This window comes from Georgenia satyanarayanai (assembly GCF_023715365.1).
Classification (GTDB): domain Bacteria; phylum Actinomycetota; class Actinomycetes; order Actinomycetales; family Actinomycetaceae; genus Oceanitalea; species Oceanitalea satyanarayanai_B.
In genome coordinates, this window is record NZ_JAMBNZ010000042.1 from 1 (window position 1) to 688 (window position 688).

Annotated in this window: 1 protein-coding gene; it reads right to left on the reverse strand. The window is 67.9% G+C overall.

All coding sequences use genetic code 11. From position 1 onward, the window contains the following. Window positions 1–72: 72 nt before the first annotated feature. Window positions 73–576, reverse strand: coding sequence for a tyrosine-type recombinase/integrase (locus M3148_RS16915; RefSeq protein WP_251305899.1), 504 nt, complete (start codon window positions 574–576; stop codon window positions 73–75). Between the last annotated feature and the right edge of the window lie 112 nt (window positions 577–688).

Consider the following 688-nt stretch of genomic DNA (forward strand, 5'->3'; position numbering starts at 1 on the left):
ACGCCCGCCGCCTCCACGGCACCCTGGGCAACGTCCCGCCCATCGAGTACGAGCAAGCCCACTATGCTGCCCTCAACCCCGAGCCGCAGCCCGCATGAGAGCGGCAGAGAACCTGGGGCGCTTCAGTGCGGAAGCCAGGCCGAGCGTGCTGGCGAGCTTGCCGAGGGCCGATGACCGCAGCCTGATGTCAGCATGCTGGTAGTTGCGTGTAGTGGTGATGGACGAGTGACCAAGGATCTCCACTCGCAAGCTCTCTTCGACGCCGAGTGACTGCAGCAGGGTGGCTGTGGTGTGACGCGCCTCGTGGAGCGTCCCGGCGCGTGTGATGCCTGCCCTCTTGGCGACCTCTCCCCATGCTTCGGTGTCTGACTTGGGTTCAATGGGCCGGCCGGTGAGGGGGCCGTCCTCTGCGCTTCTCGTGAAGAGGAGGCCGTGCTGGTTGGCCTCGCGGCCTGCCGCGTCGACCCGCTGGGCGACGAGTTCAGCGAGTCCGGGCGGCAGCGGCAGGGTCCGCCAGCCCGCCCGGCTCTTGGGCCGGATCAGGTGGAGACCACCCTCAAGGGGCTCTTCGGACATTCGGTGGGGATCACGTCTTGAGGCCTCCGGCGACGAGGAGCATACGGAGACGGTAGTTGTCGCGGTTGCGGTAGCCGCGGGCGAGGCGGCGGTGGAGCTCGATGATGCCGTT